The following is a 14,712-nucleotide window of genomic DNA, read 5'->3' as shown; positions in this document are numbered from 1 at the left end:
CGGACAGCACGAAAAACGTACGGGCGCACGATTCGGGGTTTACGGGCTTCCATTGCCCCCCGGGTGGCGCGCTATGCTCGGCGGCTCAGGGGAGGCGACGCACAGACGGCGCCAAGAGATTGTCATTTGTCCACGCATGCTGAATCGGCGGAAGAGCCACTACACGAGGCCGTGTTGAGCACGGCGCTGGTGCGCGCGTTGCATGCGCTTTTGCCGGAAACGGCCGTGGTCCGCGTTGGCTGGGACGACCCGCAGCTGGGGAGTGGCCGAGGGGGCTGGCCCTTGCATGCGATTGACAGCGCTGCGTCCGTGGAGCCCGCCACCGGCGATGGCCAGCACGGCTGGGAGTATGACGGTGCGCGGCTGCTGCTGTCGGTTGCGGGCGCGGTGCCTTCACCCGCTTGGTGGGGGCTGGCCCGGCAGGCGATTGAGCTGGCGCTGCAGCGCGGCCGCCAGGCCGGCCAGATCAAGGCACTGGAAGAGGCCGAACGGCTGCAGCAGGCCCTGTTCCAGATTGCAGATCTGGCCGGTGCCGACCTGGAAATGCCCGAGATGCTGCGCCACGTGCATGGTGTGCTGGGCACGCTGATGTATGCCGAGAACTGCTACATCGTGGAATACGACGATGTGCGCGACCAGATACGCTTCCTGTACTTCGCCGATCAGGTCGATGACTTCGTCGCCGATCCCACGCAGAGCCATGACGCCAGCGAGATGCCGCGCAGCCTGACCGTGGCGCTGTTGCGCCATGGCAAGCCGCTCAGTGGTCCCTCGCGCAGACTGCTGGCGCAGGTGATGGAACAGGAGCACGACCCGCAGCGTGGGCCCGAAAGCCTGGACTGGCTGGGCGTGCCGATGCTGCGCGACGGCCGCGTCTGCGGCGCCATCGTGGTTCAGAGCTATGAACAGGCGGCCCGCTATGGCGAGGCCGAGCGCGCATTGCTGGGCTTCGTTGCGCAGCACGTACAGACCGCGATGGACCGGCGCCAGGCGCAGGTGCGGCTGGAGCAGCAGGTGGCGCGGCGCACCCAGGAACTGCAGCGCGCCAACCGCAGCCTGCAGGATGAGGTGGCCGAGCGTCGCCGTGCCGAACAGTTGCAGACCGCGCTGTACAACATCGCCGAGATGGCGATGTCAGCCGACAGCCTGGACCAGTTCTATGGTCAGGTGCATGGGGTGGTCGGGCGCCTGCTCGACGCACGCAATTTCTACATCGCCCTGGTCAACCCGGCCGGCAACGGCCTGGACTTCGTGTATTCGGTGGACGAGCACAATGCCAGCCGCGCGCCACGGCCGTTCAGCCGGGGCCTGACCGAATACGTGGTGCGCAACCGGCGCCCGCTGCTGGCGTCACGCGCGCAGATCGATGCGCTGCTGGCCAGTGGTGAAGTGCGCGAGTCCGGCGCGCGCTCGCATTGCTGGCTGGGCGTGCCGTTGCTGCGCGACGATGAGGTGGTGGGTGCGATCGTGGTGCAGAGCTACAGCGAGAACAGCACGTTCAGCGTGCACGATCAGCGGCTGCTGACCTTCGTTGCGCAGAACATCGGAACCGGGCTTGCGCGCCAGCGCGACCAGCAGCGGCTGCGTTCGGCACATGCCGAGCTGGAAAAGCGCGTTGAGGAACGCACCCGCGAACTGGCCGAGGTCAACGAAAAGCTGCTTGGGCAGATCGGTGAGCGCCTGCGTGCCGAGCAGCGCCTGACCCACCAGGCCATGCACGATGCGCTGACAGGCCTGCCCAACCGCCTGCACCTGCTGGATCGCCTGCAGGATTCACTGGCGCTGGCCAAGCGCGAGGGCGGACCGGTGTTCGCCGTGCTGTTCCTCGATCTGGACCGCTTCAAGCTGGTCAACGACAGCATCGGCCATGCCGCCGGCGACCGCATGCTGGTGGAAGTGGCCAAGCGCATCGTGTCGATGGCAGGTGCCGAAGATGTGGTGGCCCGGCTTGGCGGTGATGAGTTCGCTGTGCTGCTGCAGTGCCCGCAGGGCCTGGCGCAGGCACTGGATTTCGGCCAGCGGCTGCTGCTGGCGTTGCAGGAATCGATGTGGATCGCCGGGCGCGAACTGTTTCCGTCCGGCAGCCTGGGCATTGCCCTGTGGAATCCGCGCTACCGCACCGGAGAAGAGCTGCTGCGCGATGCGGATGCGGCCATGTACCGGGCCAAGGCGCAGGGCCATGACCGCTGTGCGATCTTCGACGAGGACATGCGCGAAGAAGCCATGCGCAGCCTGGACCTGGAAGCCGACCTGCGCCGTGCGATCAACAACCGCGATTTCGTGCCGTTCTATCAGCCGATCGTGCGCTTGTCCGACGGCGAAGTGGTCGGTCACGAGGCGCTGCTGCGCTGGCAGCATGAGCGCCGTGGCCTGCTGCTGCCCGGCGCGTTCCTGGAGCTGGGTGAAGAGAGCGGCCTGATCGAACAGGTGGACTGGCTGATCTACGAGCAGGTCATCGCGGGGCTGGCACGGGGAGGCGAAGGCTACGTCTCGGTGAACGTATCGCCCCGGCATTTCCGCTCGGCAGAGTTCAGTGATCGCCTGTTCGGCCTGCTCGACAGCTGTGGTGCCGATCCGCGCCGGCTGCGCCTGGAAATCACCGAGGTGGCGTTGCTGGACGACGGCCCGCACACGCTGCGTATCCTGCAGGGCCTGCGCGAGCGCGGCATCCAGGTGCAGCTGGACGATTTCGGTACCGGGTTCTCCGCGCTGTCCTACCTCCACCGTTTCCCGATCAGCACGCTGAAGATCGACCAGAGCTTCATCGCCGGCCTGCACGGTCCGGAAGTGCAGAGTACGCGGGCGCTGGTGGAAGGCGTGCTGTCGCTGGCGCGCACGCTGGGCATTGAGACCATTGGCGAAGGCATCGAGACCGACGCGCAGCGGCAGACCCTGCGTGAACTGGGCTGCGACTACGGCCAGGGCTACCTGCTGGGGCGGCCCGCGCCGTGGGCGCACGCGGCGGCCTGAGCCACCGCGTGCAGCTGCATCATCGCAGGGCGGCGCGGCGCTTCTCGTCGATCCACTTCGAGGCCTGGGCCGGCTGGTAGTTCTTCATCCACTCCAGCATCTCTTCGATGTCCGAGCCGTACCACAGGTCCTGGCGCTGGTCCGGATGCAGGAAGCGTTCTTCCACCATGCGATCGATCATGCCGATCAGCGGGGCGTAGAAGCCGTCCACATCGAGGAATGCGCATGGCTTGTTGCCGATGCCCAGCTGGCGCCAGGTCAGCATCTCGAAGATCTCTTCCATGGTGCCGAAGCCGCCGGGCAGGGCGACGAAACCGTCGGCAAGATCGAACATGCGCGACTTGCGCTCATGCATCGAACCGACGATCTCCAGTTCGGTCAGGCCACGGTGCGCCACTTCCCAGTCGGCCAGCTGGCGCGGGATCACGCCGGTCACCTCGCCGCCAGCGGCGAGCACGGCATTGGCCACGGTTCCCATCAGGCCGACGTTGCCGCCGCCATACACCAGGCGCAGGCCGTCGCGGGCGATGCGGTCACCCAGGGCAATGGCGCGTTCGGTGTAGGCCGGCTTGCTGCCAGCGTTGGAACCACAGTACACACAGATCGATTTCATGGATCTTCCTGTCTCTTGGCCGGAAACGAAAACGCCCCGTCGCCAACCGCAGGGCGGTCGGGGACGGGGTGTCCTTGGATTATGAGCCCTTCTGTAGAGCCGAGCCATGCTCGGCTGATCTTCGTTCAGATCGCGGCAAAGGCCGAGTCGAGCACGGCTCGACTCTACAAACGCCAAGCAGGCTTACGCGGCAGCGGCCTGCTCGCGGCGCGGGCCTTCACGCAGGGCGCGGCCGACCATGCCCACCAGCAGGTCCAGCTCCTCGCTGTCCATGCCGAAGTGCGGGGTGAAGCGCAGCGAGTTCTCGCCGCCGTGGATCACGTTGATGCCGTGCTGGCGCAGCCATTCCTCGGTCGAGTTGGCACCGTAGCACTTGAACTGCGGGGCCAGCTCGCAGGAGAACAGCAGACCGGTGCCCTGCACCTTGGTGATCAGCCCGCCCAGCTCGTTCTTCAGCTGTTCCAGCCTGCGCACGGCCTCGGCACCGCGTTCGGCGATGTTGGCGCGCACCTGCGGGGTCAGCTGGGCCAAGGTGGCGCAGGCCACGTCCAGCGCACGCGGGTTGCTGGTCATGGTATTGCCATAGATGCCCTTGCGGTACAGCTGCGCGGCATGCTCGGTCACCGCCAGCACCGACAGCGGGTACTGCGCGGCGTTGAGGGCCTTGGAATAGGTCTCCATGTCCGGCGGGTCGAGGCCTTCGAAGCCCGGGTAATCGACCACCGACAGCACGCCATGCGCGCGCAGGCCGGCCTGGATCGAGTCGAGCAGCAGCAGGCTGCCGTGGGCACGGGTCAGTTCGCGGGCCACGGCATAGAACGACGGCGGCACCGAACGGCCCGGATCGCCTTCGCCCATCACCGGCTCCAGGAACACCGCCTCGATGAACCACTGGTTGCGCGCGGCGTCCTCGAACACCTTGCGCAGGCCGGCTTCGTCGTACGGCGCCACGGTGATCACCGAGTCTTCGCCACGATAGCTGGCCAGGTGCTGCATGTAGCTCTTGCGGCTGGAATCGGAATACAGGGCAGGGCGGTCGGTACGGCCATGGAAGCTGCCCTTGACCACCACGCGCTTGATCGCAGCGCCAGCGTGGCGCGCACCCGGGTCGGTCTGCAGCTTGGCGTTGACATCGGCGATGCGGGCCGCCAGGCCGACCGCTTCGGAACCGGAATTCAGGCACATGAAACGGGTGAACGGGCAGCCGCCACGGCGGTGGCCGATCTCGGCGCGCAGGGCGGTGATGAAGCGCTGCTGCGACAGGCTGGGGGTCATGATGTTGGCCATCACCTGCGGGCGGGCCATCGCCTCCAGCACGGCGTCCGGGGTGTGCCCGAAGCCGAGCATGCCGTAGCCGCCGGCGTCGTACAGCACGGCGCCCTTCAGGGTGACCACCCATGGGCCGCGCGCAGCCAGTGCCACGTACGGGGTCACCGCGTCATCGGCATAGAAATTGACGAAACCGTCCTGCATCGCGTCGATCTGCGCCTGTTCGTCCTGCGCCAGCAGCGGCCCCAGGTCGGCCTGCACGCGCGCGAACTCCTCGGCAGCGGCGTCCACCGCAGCGATCAGCTGCGGGTGGTTGGCGGACAGGGCGGTCAGGGTGGCATCGTCCAGCCCGGTGGTGAGACGGGTGCCGGGCTGGCTGCGCAGGGGGGCGAGGCGTTCGATGAAGCTCATTGCAGATCTCCTGAAACAATGGGTCGCACGGGTCTTCAAAAGCAAAACGCGCGTCATCACGCGCGCTTGGGGGCAGGCTCGTGCAGCGGACTTCCGGCTCGATGCTAGCACTTGTTTTTTTGCGCGATAACCCCGCAGAAACCTGCTGCATAGCAGCATTTTCCGCGACGTTCGCCGCGAAGCACGCCGGCTCGCAGACGCTGGACGTACAATGCGCGCCATTGTCGACCTGTTGCCGCCCACTGCCTTGAAGAAGTCCGATTTCCATTACGACCTGCCGGCTGAACTGATCGCGCAGGCCCCGCTGGCCGAACGTTCCGCAAGCCGCCTGCTGCTGGTACCGCCGGCGCCCGATGCCTTCACCGACCTGCAGGTGCGCGACCTGCCGTCGCTGCTGCAGCCGGGCGACCTGCTGGTGTTCAACGACACCCGGGTGATCCCGGCGCGCCTGTTCGGGCAGAAGGCCAGCGGCGGCCGCGTGGAGATACTGATCGAGCGCCTGCTGGGCGGCCAGCAGGCACGTGCCCAGGTGGGCGCCAGCAAGTCACCGAAGGCCGGCAGCCGCATCGCGCTGGATGCCGGCGGCGAAGCAGAAGTGCTGGGCCGCGATGGCGAGTTCTACGTACTGCAGTTCCATGTGCCGGAATCGCTGGAACAATGGCTGCTGCATGCCGGCCGCCTGCCGCTGCCGCCGTACATCCAGCGCGAGCCGGGCGTGGACGACCGCGAGCGCTATCAGACTGTGTTCGCGCGCGAAGTGGGGGCGGTGGCGGCGCCGACCGCCGGCCTGCATTTCGACGAACCGCTGCTGGCCGCACTGAAGGACAAGGGCGTGGAGTTCGGGCACGTCACCCTGCACGTGGGTGCAGGCACCTTCCAGCCGGTGCGTGCCGATGACCTGAAGGACCACGTGATGCACCGCGAGTGGCTGAACGTGGGTGCCGAGCTGGTGCAGCAGGTGCGGCGCACGCGCGCCGCCGGCGGCCGCGTGATCGGCGTCGGCACCACCGTGGTGCGCGCGCTGGAAAGCGCGATGCGCGACGGCGAGCTGCTGCCGTTTACCGGCGAAACGCAGATCTTCATCACCCCGGGTTACCGCATCCGCAGCGTCGACGCGATGGTGACCAACTTCCACCTGCCGGAAAGCACGCTGCTGATGATGATCTCCGCGTTCGCCGGCAAGGAGCGCGTGTTCGAGGCCTACCGGCACGCGATCGAGCAGCGCTACCGCTTCTTCAGCTACGGCGACGCGATGCTGCTGTTCCCGCAGGCGGGGTAGGGCGCTGACCTCTGCCTGCTTGTGGTGGGTGCGCACCGTTGGTGCGCACTTGCAGGTGCCTGGAGACCAGGAAAGCCACGCATGGCGTGGCTCTACTGCCGTGCCGTTCAGGCCTGAATGGGCGGTCGAGCCGGTTTTGGGAGACAATGAGCAACTATTTGCCCGAATGACCGCTCCATGTCCCGACTGCAGTTCCAGCTCCAGACCCGCGACGGCCGTGCCCGCCGTGGCCGCCTGACCTTCCCGCGTGGCACGGTGGAAACGCCGGCCTTCATGCCGGTGGGGACCTATGGCTCGGTCAAGGGCATCCTGCCGGACCAGGTGCGTGCGCTGGGCGCCGAGATCATCCTCGGCAATACCTTCCACCTGTACCTGCGCCCGGGCCTGGACATCATTGCCGACCACGGCGGCCTGCACGGCTTCTGCCGCTGGGATGGCCCGATCCTGACCGACTCCGGTGGCTTCCAGGTGTTCTCGCTGGCCCACCGCCGCAAGATCACCGAGCAGGGCGTGACCTTTGCCTCGCCCACCGACGGCGCACGTGTGTTCCTGGGCCCGGAAGAGAGCATGAAGATCCAGAAGGTGCTCGATTCGGACGTGGTGATGATCTTCGACGAGTGCACCCCGTACCCGGCCACCGAGGATGTGGCGCGCCGGTCGATGGAGCTGAGCCTGCGCTGGGCCCAGCGCAGCCGCAACGCGCATGACGAGCTGGGCAATGACGCGGCCCTGTTCGGCATCGTCCAGGGCGGCGTGCACACCGACCTGCGCAGCCGCTCGGCCGAGGCCCTGCAGGCGATCGGCTTCGACGGCTATGCCATCGGCGGCCTGGCTGTGGGCGAGCCGGAGCACGAGCGCAACGCCATGCTCGACCACCTGGACCCGGAGCTGCCAAGCGACCGTCCGCGCTACCTGATGGGTGTGGGCCGGCCGGAGGACCTGGTCGAGGGTGTCGCACGTGGCGTGGACATGTTCGACTGCGTGATGCCGACGCGCAACGCCCGTAACGGCCACTATTTCACCTCGTTCGGCACCGTTCGCATCCGAAATTCCCAGTACGCGCGGGACATGGACCCGATCGAGCCGGGCTGCGGCTGCGTGGCCTGCACCGGCGGTTACACGCGTTCCTACCTGCGCCACCTGGACCGCTGCAACGAGATGCTGGCGCCGATGCTCGGTACCCTGCACAACCTGTTCTATTACGAAAAGCTGATGGCCGACATCCGCGCGGCCATCGAGGCGGGAACCTTCCTGGCCTTCCGCGAGTCCTTCTACGCGGCACGCGGGGCGGTGGCCCCGCCCCTGTAACCCGAACGCCCCTGCCAAACGGCCCAAGGACGAACGCCCGGGGCCGTGGCATACTTCAAGGCTGACCCAGATCCGCGGTCGACACCTCGTGCCCGTGAAAGGGCCGAAGCGCCGCCCAACCAAAGGACCAACGATGAACCTGCTTGCTTTCCTGATTCCCGCCGCCCACGCCCAGGCCGCCGGCGGCCAACCGCAGGGCATGGGCCTGACCACGCTGCTGTTCCCGGTCATCCTGATCGCCATCATGTACTTCCTGATGATCCGCCCGCAGATGAAGCGGCAGAAGGAGCACAAGGCCATGCTGGAGAAGATCAAGCGTGGCGATGAAGTGCTGACCAACGGCGGCATCGCCGGCATCGTCACCGACATCGGCGACAACTTCATCACCATTGAAGTGGCTGACAACGTGCGCATCCGCGTGCAGAAGGGCGCTGTCGGCAACGTGCTGCCGGCCGGTACCCTGAAGTCGGCCCAGTAAGCCACTCCCTTTCCGATGCACAACCGCGGCGCCGGGGATGGCGCCGCGCGGGACCCAAGCAATGCTCGAATTTCCACGCTGGAAGTACGTCGTCATCCTGATCGTACTGGCGCTCAGCGCGCTGTACGCGCTGCCCAACATCTACCAGAAGGACCCGGCCCTCCAGATCACCGCCAACCGTGGCGGGCAGATCGACGATGCGCTGCGCGACCGTGTGCTGGCCGACCTGAAGACGGCCGGTGTCACCCCCGTCGGTGTCGAGAAGGAAGGGGAAAGCCTGATTGTCCGCCTGCCGGACCTGAAGGCGCAGTCCGCTGCCAGCGACGCCCTGCGCGACACCGTCGGCGAAAAGTACACCGTGGCCCTGAACCTGGCCTCGACCGTGCCGGACTGGCTGGCCAACCTCGGCGGTCGCCCGATGGTGCTGGGCCTGGACCTGCAGGGTGGTGTGCACTTCGTGCTGCAGGTCGACCAGAAGGCCGCCCTCGACAAGCGCCTGGACGCCTACACCGAAGACGTGCGCAGCACCCTGCGTGACGCGCGCATCGCGTACCAGTCGGTGGAGCGTCGCGCGGACAACAGCATCGTGGCCAACCTGAGCCCGTCCGCCGGTGATGACGCCGCACAGCGTGCCCGTGCGGCGCTGGTGAAGGCGCAGCCGACGCTCGGCTACGACGTCAGCGGCAACCGAATCACGGTGACCGTGCCGGAGACCGAGATCGCGCAGATCGCCAATGGCGCCATCGAGCAGAACATCAACACCCTGCGCAACCGCGTGAACCAGCTCGGCGTCGCCGAGCCGATCATCCAGCGCCAGGGTGCCGACCGCGTGGTCGTGCAGCTGCCCGGCGTGCAGGACACTGCCGAAGCCAAGCGCATGATCGGCGCCACCGCCACCCTGGAATACCGCGCGGTGGTCGAGGGCAATGCCCAGGACGCCATCGACTCCGGCCGCATCCCGCCGGAAGCGAAGGTCTATCAGCGCCGTGACGGCGGCGGTCCGATCCTGCTGAACAAGCGCGTGATCGTCACCGGCGACCAGATGGTCGGCGCGCAGGCGGTGACCGACTCCACCAGCGGTGCCCCGGCGGTCAGCGTGACGCTGAACAACGTCGGCGGCCAGCGCATGTTCGACTTCACCAGCGCCAACGTGAACAAGCCGATGGCGGTGGTGTATACCGAACGCGTGCCGACCGTGACCCTGGTTGACGGCCAGGAAGTGCGTGGCTTCAAGGTCAACGAGGAAGTGATCTCGGTGGCCAACATCAACGGCGTGTTCGGCAAGAACTTCCAGACCACCGGCCTGCAGAAGAAGGAAGCCGACGACCTGGCCAAGCTGCTGAAGTCCGGCTCGCTGGCCGCGCCGATGGACTTCGTCGAAGAGCGTGTGGTCGGCCCGAGCCTCGGCGCCGAGAACGTCAAGAACGGCATGCGCGCAGTGGTGTTCGCGTTCCTGTTCACCCTGGTGTTCTTCAGCGTCTACTACCGCATGTTCGGTGTGATCACCTCGATCGCGATGCTGTTCAACCTGCTGATCGTGGTGGCGGTGATGTCGCTGTTTGGCGCGACCATGACCCTGCCGGGCTTCGCCGGCCTGGCGTTGTCGGTGGGCCTGTCGGTGGACGCCAACGTGCTGATCAACGAGCGTATCCGTGAAGAGCTGCGTGCCGGCGTGCCGGGCAAGACCGCGATCGTGACCGGTTACGAGCGTGCCTCGGGCACCATTCTCGACGCCAACCTGACCGGCCTGATCGTCGGCGTGGCGCTGTTCGCATTCGGTACCGGTCCGCTGAAGGGCTTCGCACTGACCATGATCATCGGTATTTTCGCCTCCATGTTCACCGCGATCACCGTGTCGCGTGCGCTGGCGACGCTGATCTACGGCCGTCGCAAGAAGCTCCAGAACGTGGCCATCTGACGGGACGACACGCACAATGAAACTGTTTCCGCTGCACATCCTCCCGAACGACACCAAGATCGACTTCATGCGCTGGCGCCATGTCGCGATGGTCGTCACGGTCATCGTGTTCCTGGCCTCGGTTGCCATCATCGGCGTCAAGGGGTTCAACTATGCCCTGGACTTCACCGGTGGCACCCTGATCGAAGCCCGCTTCGACAAGCCGGTGGACGTCGAGCAGGTCCGCAACAAGCTCGAGCAGAGTGGCTTCGAAGGCGCCCAGGTCCAGAGCGTCGGTGGCAACACCGACCTGCTGATCCGCCTGGCCCCGCACGGTGAGCATGCGCCGGGTACCGGTGACGCCGCCGCCGAGGACAAGGCCACTGCTGCCGCAGTAGTGAAGGCGCTGTCTTCTGCCGACAACCAGGCCACCGTGCTGCGCAACGAGTTCGTCGGCCCGCAGATCGGCAAGGACCTGGCGATGAATGGCCTGTACGCGACCATCTTCATGCTGGCCGGCTTCCTGATCTACATCGCGGTGCGCTTCGAGTGGAAGTTCGCGGTCACCGCCAGCATCGTGGCGATGTTCGACCTGATCGTGACGGTCGCTTACGTGTCCCTGCTGGGTCGTGAGTTCGACCTGACCGTGCTGGCCGGCCTGCTGTCGGTGATGGGCTTTGCGATCAACGACATCATCGTGGTCTTCGACCGCGTCCGCGAGAACTTCCGCAGCCTGCGCGTGGACTCGATGGAAGTGCTGAACCGTTCGATCAACCAGACGCTGTCGCGTACGGTGATCACCGCGGTGATGTTCTTCCTGTCGGCGCTGGCCCTGTACATGTACGGCGGCAGCTCGATGGAAGGCCTGGCCGAGACGCACATGATCGGTGCGGTGATCGTTGTGCTGTCCTCGATCCTGGTGGCGGTGCCGATGCTGACGATCGGTTTCCTGCGCGTCAGCAAGCAGGACCTGCTGCCGAAGGCGAAGGACGTCGAGGCCCTGGCCCGTCGCCCGTAAGCGTTCGCGCTGCACGCAATGCACAGAGAACCCCGCGCAAGCGGGGTTTTTTGTTGGCAGGGCTTGCAGCCCTGCACCTGCAGAGGCAACAGCAACAGCAACAGCGGGCATTCCGTGGATTGGTGGGGCGGTGTCGGAGTGCGGGGGCGCCGCAAGTACGTCCCTGTAGGCTTGGCAGCCGCATCCATGCGGCTGACACCCCGCACTCCGACACCGCCCCACCTTTGACAGATTCCTGCGGCTGTCGGTAGGTGTCGACCTTGGTCGACACATCTGTCAGATATCGAATGAATTCAACCGTGTCGACCAAGGTCGACACCTACCAAGGCCGCACGCCGTTCCAACAGATCGCGGAAGTCTGTCGAAGGCGGGGTGGGTCCGGTTGAGGGGGCGTGAGCCGCATGGATGCGGCGACCGAGCTTACATGGACGTACTTGCAGCGTCCCCCTCAACCGGACCCACCCCGCCATCCCACGGAATGCACGCTGTTGCTGTTGCTGTTGCTTCGGCAGGTGCAGGGCTGCAAGCCCTGCCGCCCCCCCCCTACTTTGCCTGCTCGCAGAACTTCTGCCGGTACTCGAGCGCCTTCGGCATCAGCGCCTGCAGGTTCTGTATGCGGGTGCCCGGATTCGGATGGGTCGAGGCGAACTCCGGTGGCGACTGGCCGCCGCTGGCCTGGCCCATGCGCTGCCACAGCGGCACCGCCTCGCGGGGATCGAAGCACGCCGCTGCGGCCAGCATCAGCCCCACCTCATCTGCCTGTGTCTCGTGGCTGCGCGCATACGGCAGCAGGTAGCCATAGCCCATCGCCGACATCATCATCTGTTGCTGCTGCGCATCCATGCCGCTGGCGGCGCCGGCCACCTGCCCGATCTGGGTCAGCTTCTGCTGGGCCATGCGCTGTGCACCATGGCGCAGCAGCGCATGGGCGATCTCATGCCCCATCACCACCGCCATCGCATCGCGGGTGCGTGCTACCGGCACCAACCCGGTGTAGACCGCCATCTTGCCGCCCGGCAGGCAGAACGCATTGGCCTGGTCGGACGGGATCACATTCACTTCCCACTGGAAATCCCGCGCGAAATGCGCCGGCTGCACGCCGTGCTCCTGCGCCAGCGCGGTCTCCACCACATCGACCTTGGCAATCAGGCGCTGGGCGATATCGCGCACATCGCGCGCGATCGGTGCATTGGGGTCCATCGGCCGTTCCTGCGACAGGATCTGCTGGTAGGCCTGCAGCCCCAGCGCGGTTTCCTGGCGCGCGTCCAGGCTGCTGTCGATCATCACCTTCTCGCCGGTGTACGGATCGACCGTGCGGTTGGAGAACCAGTAGAACAGCGCGTAGGCGGCGGCCAGCAGCAGCACCCACCAGCGGATGTTGCCGAACAGGCCACGCCGCTGTGGGCCTTGCGACGAGCGGGAGAAGGGATCGTTGCGCATCGGGGGGACTTCCTGCTGGCCCCGCCGGCTGGCGGGCACGGCGCAATCTTAGTGCGCCGCTGCCCGCAGCGGGTGAAGCCGGGTGCCGCTCAGATGCCGCGCACCAGGCGGAAGCCGATGCGGGCGTTGGTGGTATCCGAATCCTGGGACTGCCGCCAGGCCGCGCGGGTCTGCTCGGGGGCATTGGCCCAGTTGCCACCGCGGATCACCCGCGACCGGCAGCCCGGGTTGAACCAGGCGACGCCATCGGACGGTGCGCGGCGGTAGCTGGCATGCCAGCAATCGGCCACCCATTCGCTGAGGTTGCCGCCCATATCGTGCAGACCGAAGGCATTGGCCTGGAAGCTGGCCACCGGCGCCGGCCCCCACCAGCCATCGCCGTACCCGATAAACGCGTTGTGCCAGTGCCGTCCCGAAGGCGAAACGTCCTTGCTGCCGGTGAAGTTGCCGCTGCCTGGCGGCGGCACGCCGGCATCGCCCCACGGATAGCGGCCACTGCTGCCAGCGCGCAGCGCGTACTCGAACTCGGCTTCGCTGGGCAGCCGGTAGCTGCGGCCAGTCTGCTCGGACAGCCACGCCGCATAATTCTCGGCATCACGCACACTGACGTGCATCACCGGCGAGTTGCCCAGCGCGCGACCGCCGTCGTAGTCGGAACGCCAGTCCACGCCGCTGCGGCGGATGAAATTGCCGCTGCGTTCGTCGTAGACCACCGAATGGCCACGCCGGGTCGCGCGCGGGCGCGCATTGGAGGCTTTCACGTAGCGCTCGAAATCGCTGACGGTGATCTCGGTGATCGCCATGGCAAAGCCGCGATCGAAGCGCACGTAGTGCGACGGACGCTCGGCATCACTCGAGCCCGGCTCGGCATCGCCTGCACCCATCTGGAAGCCACCGTGGGGCACCACCACCATCTGCGGTCCGCGCCCCCCATCGCGCATCGCATCACTGAACACCTGTCCCGGCCGGAAGCTCCCGTAATGGGTGGCCAGGTCGATGCGCTCGCGAAGCTGGCCCACCACTGCATCACCCGGCAGAGCGATGCGAAGCGCCTCGGCCAGCTTCTCGCGCGCCGGCTTCAGGCCTTGTGGCGTGGCAAGGTCACGCAGTCCGTCATCACGCAGCTGCAGCAGCGTGGCGGCGCGGATCTGCTCGATGCGTTCGAAGGCGTCGGCGATCGTCGGCGACGAATCGCGCACTTTGCTGGCTTCGGCCAGCCAGGTACCCGCACTGGCGAAATCGCGCGCCCGAGCAGCCTGTTCGGCACGGCGGATCAACCCGCTCTCGGCTGCGGCCAGGCCCTGTCGTGCGCGGCTGTTGTCTTCATCCAGCGCCAGCGCCTCACGGAAGTTGCCGATGGCACCGTCGCCATCCTCACCGATACGGTCCGAGCGCAGGTCCTCCTCGCCAGCACGGTTGTAGGCCACCACCCGTTGCGCCAGCTCCACCCGCGCCTGCAGCGCACGCACCTGCTCGTCCTTCGGCGACAGGGTCAGCAACACCAGTGCCTGGCGGCTGGCCTCGGCCAGCGCCTCGCGCTGCTTCAGCGGCCGCACCAGCAGGGCATCGGCCAGCTGCTGCAGTCGCTGGCGGGCACGCTGCAGGCCCAGCCGGGCCTGGCGGTCATCCGGGTCTTCTTCCTGCACCGCCAGCCACAGCGGAATGGCGGCATCCGCATCTTCATAGAGCCGGCCTTCAGCGAACGCCTGCTCGGCGGCGCGCCGCAACTGGGCAAGGCTGCGGCCCTGGCGGTCCACCCGTGGCGGCGTCCACTGCTGTACGTCCTCGGCGGCATCTTCACCGGCGATGGTCACGCTGCCCTGCCCGGCCTGCGAACTGGCATTGGCGCCGGTGTCGGCGCCCTCGGACGCGCGCGCCTCTTCGCTGGCGGCCCGTTCCGCCGGCGCGGACGGCGACGGCGTGCAGCCGGCCAGGGCCACGGCCAGGGCGGTGCACAGCACGGGCGACAACGGAAAACGCAAGCAGAGCCTCCTTCGGCACAGACGCGGACCGACGTTAGGCTATTCTC

Annotated in this window: 10 protein-coding genes; 6 read left to right on the top strand and 4 right to left on the bottom strand. The window is 66.9% G+C overall.

The features are described 5' to 3' along the window. The first annotated feature begins 171 nt into the window (after positions 1-171). Positions 172-2,970, top strand: coding sequence for an EAL domain-containing protein (locus H4O10_RS06180; RefSeq protein ID WP_241899050.1), 2,799 nt, complete (start codon positions 172-174; stop codon positions 2,968-2,970). A 19-nt stretch (positions 2,971-2,989) separates the two neighbouring features. On the opposite strand, the gene H4O10_RS06175 is transcribed toward H4O10_RS06180, so the two are convergent. Both H4O10_RS06175 and H4O10_RS06170 read right to left on the bottom strand, forming a co-directional pair. Beyond that, positions 2,990-3,583: a TIGR00730 family Rossman fold protein gene (locus H4O10_RS06175; RefSeq protein ID WP_005409253.1), complete on the bottom strand. Its 594-nt coding sequence runs from the start codon at positions 3,581-3,583 to the stop codon at positions 2,990-2,992. Positions 3,584-3,766: 183 nt separating this feature from the next. Further along, positions 3,767-5,263: an aminotransferase class III-fold pyridoxal phosphate-dependent enzyme gene (locus H4O10_RS06170; RefSeq protein WP_076739231.1), complete on the bottom strand. Its 1,497-nt coding sequence runs from the start codon at positions 5,261-5,263 to the stop codon at positions 3,767-3,769. A 211-nt stretch (positions 5,264-5,474) separates the two neighbouring features. Between H4O10_RS06170 and queA the strand changes: the two genes are divergently transcribed. The 5 genes from queA (at position 5,475) to secF (ending at position 11,243) form a co-directional block, all read left to right on the top strand. Continuing rightward, a complete protein-coding gene (queA, locus tag H4O10_RS06165; protein ID WP_182680962.1) occupies positions 5,475-6,542 on the top strand; it encodes a tRNA preQ1(34) S-adenosylmethionine ribosyltransferase-isomerase QueA in 1,068 nt (355 codons plus the stop codon). Positions 6,543-6,719: 177 nt separating this feature from the next. Then, on the top strand, positions 6,720-7,850 hold the full coding sequence (tgt, locus tag H4O10_RS06160) for a tRNA guanosine(34) transglycosylase Tgt (RefSeq protein WP_005409256.1): 1,131 nt from the start codon (positions 6,720-6,722) through the stop codon (positions 7,848-7,850). Between the two features lie 133 nt (positions 7,851-7,983). Continuing rightward, positions 7,984-8,328 (top strand): preprotein translocase subunit YajC, encoded by a 345-nt coding sequence (gene yajC / locus H4O10_RS06155; RefSeq protein ID WP_005409257.1) that lies wholly within the window; start codon positions 7,984-7,986, stop codon positions 8,326-8,328. A 61-nt stretch (positions 8,329-8,389) separates the two neighbouring features. Continuing rightward, on the top strand, positions 8,390-10,246 hold the full coding sequence (gene secD / locus H4O10_RS06150; protein WP_043035689.1) for a protein translocase subunit SecD: 1,857 nt from the start codon (positions 8,390-8,392) through the stop codon (positions 10,244-10,246). Positions 10,247-10,262: 16 nt separating this feature from the next. Further along, positions 10,263-11,243 (top strand): protein translocase subunit SecF, encoded by a 981-nt coding sequence (gene secF, locus H4O10_RS06145; RefSeq protein WP_012479930.1) that lies wholly within the window; start codon positions 10,263-10,265, stop codon positions 11,241-11,243. 543 nt (positions 11,244-11,786) lie between these two features. Here secF and H4O10_RS06140 read toward each other — a convergent pair. Both H4O10_RS06140 and H4O10_RS06135 read right to left on the bottom strand, forming a co-directional pair. Further along, on the bottom strand, positions 11,787-12,683 hold the full coding sequence (locus H4O10_RS06140; RefSeq protein WP_005410400.1) for a M48 family metallopeptidase: 897 nt from the start codon (positions 12,681-12,683) through the stop codon (positions 11,787-11,789). Positions 12,684-12,772: 89 nt separating this feature from the next. Continuing rightward, positions 12,773-14,665, bottom strand: coding sequence for an SUMF1/EgtB/PvdO family nonheme iron enzyme (locus tag H4O10_RS06135; protein ID WP_049402433.1), 1,893 nt, complete (start codon positions 14,663-14,665; stop codon positions 12,773-12,775). Positions 14,666-14,712: the final 47 nt, after the last annotated feature.

Origin of the sequence: Stenotrophomonas sp. I18B00994 (genome assembly GCF_014145825.1) — a bacterium.
GTDB lineage: Bacteria > Pseudomonadota > Gammaproteobacteria > Xanthomonadales > Xanthomonadaceae > Stenotrophomonas > Stenotrophomonas maltophilia.
Note: the sequence above shows the minus strand (reverse complement) of the source record. Positions and strands in the feature narration are given on the sequence as shown.

What these genes read in the sequence shown, in the direction of transcription:
- secF (WP_012479930.1), top strand. Translation starts at nt 10,263, where the DNA reads ATGAAACTGTTTCCGCTGCACATCCTCCCGAACGACACCAAGATCGAC.
- H4O10_RS06170 (WP_076739231.1), bottom strand. Translation starts at nt 5,263, where the DNA reads ATGAGCTTCATCGAACGCCTCGCCCCCCTGCGCAGCCAGCCCGGCACC.
- H4O10_RS06175 (WP_005409253.1), bottom strand. Translation starts at nt 3,583, where the DNA reads ATGAAATCGATCTGTGTGTACTGTGGTTCCAACGCTGGCAGCAAGCCG.
- H4O10_RS06140 (WP_005410400.1), bottom strand. Translation starts at nt 12,683, where the DNA reads ATGCGCAACGATCCCTTCTCCCGCTCGTCGCAAGGCCCACAGCGGCGT.
- secD (WP_043035689.1), top strand. Translation starts at nt 8,390, where the DNA reads ATGCTCGAATTTCCACGCTGGAAGTACGTCGTCATCCTGATCGTACTG.
- queA (WP_182680962.1), top strand. Translation starts at nt 5,475, where the DNA reads ATGCGCGCCATTGTCGACCTGTTGCCGCCCACTGCCTTGAAGAAGTCC.
- yajC (WP_005409257.1), top strand. Translation starts at nt 7,984, where the DNA reads ATGAACCTGCTTGCTTTCCTGATTCCCGCCGCCCACGCCCAGGCCGCC.
- tgt (WP_005409256.1), top strand. Translation starts at nt 6,720, where the DNA reads ATGTCCCGACTGCAGTTCCAGCTCCAGACCCGCGACGGCCGTGCCCGC.